This window comes from Cryobacterium sp. MLB-32 (assembly GCF_000738085.1).
Taxonomy (GTDB): Bacteria; Actinomycetota; Actinomycetes; order Actinomycetales; family Microbacteriaceae; genus Cryobacterium.
Genome location: NZ_JPRS01000228.1, coordinates 1 through 2243, shown reverse-complemented (window position 1 = coordinate 2243; position 2243 = coordinate 1). Strand labels below are relative to the sequence as shown.

Sequence of the window (2243 nt, the reverse complement as noted above, 5' to 3'; positions counted from 1 at the left end):
GTTTCCGTTCATACCTGACGATCCAATTCGCTATGGTCCTGCTGGCGCTCCTGGTGAGTATCGGCGTCGCCGCTGTCTTCAACCGTGGGATCATCATGACGGTTGCGCTGGTCTCGGTTATCAAGGTGGCCGACACGCTCTCGGAGTTCTTCTCAGCGCCCCTCCAGAAGTACCACGCGGCTCCGCGCATCTTCTGGGCCTATCTGGCGAGTGCTGTCTTGGGAAGTGCCGTTACGGGCGCAGCTCTCGTCGTCACCAGGGATTTGAATATCGCTCTCGCGGGGTTGGCTGGCACCTCCCTCTTCGTCGCGCTGGTCCTCATGCTCTGGCCGGCACGTGTCCTGACCGGTCGGCACGAGCCCACGTCCGACGCGACAGGGGCACCCCGTGCGGCTCGCAATGCCATCTTGCGAGCCGGGTTTCCCATGGGAGTCGCGGGTGCGATTCTGGCGCTCGTGTCCTCCATGCCGCAGTATTTTCTCGCGCGGGATCACGGGCCGTCCACGGTTGCCTACTTCGTGGTACTTCTGTATATCTTCGCCATTGTGGATATCTTTTCGGGCACGTTGACGCAGGCTTGGATTCCTCGAGCACGCCAGGCTCTGGCGCGGACCACGGAGGATGATCGGTTCCACTTCCTGAAATCCGTGCTGGTCACCACCGGCTGGTGGACCCTCGCTCTCGCGCCGCTCGCGGTGCTGGGGCTGTGGATCATGTCGTTGCTGCTCCCCATAGTCTTCGGGGCCGGTTACACCCTGACTCTCACTGAGGCGCTACCTCTGTTAGTCGGGATACTCGTGTTGCCCGCGACTCACTTTGGGGGCACGGCCGTGGCCGTGCAGAATTTCTACGTACACGGGATCACGCTGAGCATCACCTCCGCGACGATTTCCCTGCTGGCTTGCCTCGCCTTGGTGCCGTCCTTGGGCACGTCCGGGGCCCTGTGGGCCATCTCACTGGCGTACGCTTCGCGTGGTCTTATCGCGATCGCCATCCTCTATCCTCGGCGTGGGCAGCGCTGACTCTGCGACTCGCTTCGAGCGCCGGGACGGGACGGAATGATCTCGCGGCCGCGTGATACCCCGAACGAGCAGAATCAGCACAGCGGCGAACGCAAGGGAGCCGATCGCCCAGACCATTTGGGGCCCCACGGGAATGTCCCACCACCATTCCCGGTTCGTGTCCAGATTCACACCCAGAGCGTCGGTGCCAGTGAGATACCGACGCATGTTGAAGTGAAGTGCCACAGAGTTGGCGATGGCCAGGGCCGAGACCAAGGCAACGGCCTGACCGGTCGATAGGGCCAACCGTGGACCGCCGACGTGCAGGAGCGCGATGCCGGCCAGCAGAACGATGAGCGGCAATATGTACCGAGGCTGGACCTCGCTTCCGACGAAGACTGCGGACTTCAGCAGGATGTATGTCGGGATGATCCACAGCGCGGCCAGGACGAATGCCCCTGCGAGAATTTTACGTATGGATTCCGAAACGAGTCCGGAGAAAGCGAGAGCACCGAAACTCCCGAGGCACGCAACCCAGACGATCGACGGCATCGCTGTGTCCAGCCAGCCGAGGCCCCAACTCCCAAAAACCCCGGCCCAGAGACCGGGAACGTTGAGCAGATTATTCACCAGAAGGCTCTTGATCCCCGGGCCGCCCCCCGTGTCCGCGGACGAATGAAGTCCAGATGAGACGAGGGATGACTGTGTCGTCGACAGGTAGAACGCGGCCGCGACGGCGGCGATGCCCAGAGGCAGGAGGGCCGACAAGATCCACCGGCGGTCCCATTTAGCCGTCAGAAGGACGACAACAACGACCGCAACCACGGCGTAGGCAGCGGCATCAGCCCGAGCTCCGGCACCCATGACCGTGGCGATTGCAGCGACGAGGCCAAGGCCCCACCGACGTGCGCCCGTCGTCTCGAAAAATCCGAGGAGAGCGAGCCACAATGTGCCGGCGGATATGATCGCCCAGGCGCTGGGGTTGTTCGACGCGATGAGAAACATCCCGAGTGGAACGAGAGAGATCGCCCAGGCCCAGACAAGTGTAGGCCTCCGCGCCGCTGGCAGCAGTGCATACAGGACGGCGGAAATGCCCACAAAGATGAGGATGTTCACCAGCCGCATGATCACTGCTGATAGTTCGACGTTCGTCCCAGCAAAGAGGCTCATGGTCACGTAGTAGACGGGCGGGTAGGCCCCGCTGAAATTGCCGCGATCCGACGTGACGAAGTTGTCGTTCGG

At 62.5% G+C, this 2243-nt stretch carries 2 protein-coding genes; one reads left to right on the top strand and one right to left on the bottom strand.

The window, feature by feature from the left end; all coding sequences use genetic code 11:
• Positions 1 to 1022, top strand: a 1022-nt coding sequence (locus JF66_RS16595) for a lipopolysaccharide biosynthesis protein (protein WP_231556475.1), incomplete at its 5' end; no start/stop codon positions are given.
• On the opposite strand, the gene JF66_RS16590 is transcribed toward JF66_RS16595, so the two are convergent.
• Positions 954 to 2243 (bottom strand): DUF2142 domain-containing protein (locus JF66_RS16590; protein ID WP_051973666.1); only part of this gene is annotated, 1290 nt, incomplete at its 5' end. The two genes, JF66_RS16595 and JF66_RS16590, sit on opposite strands and share 69 nt — an antisense overlap.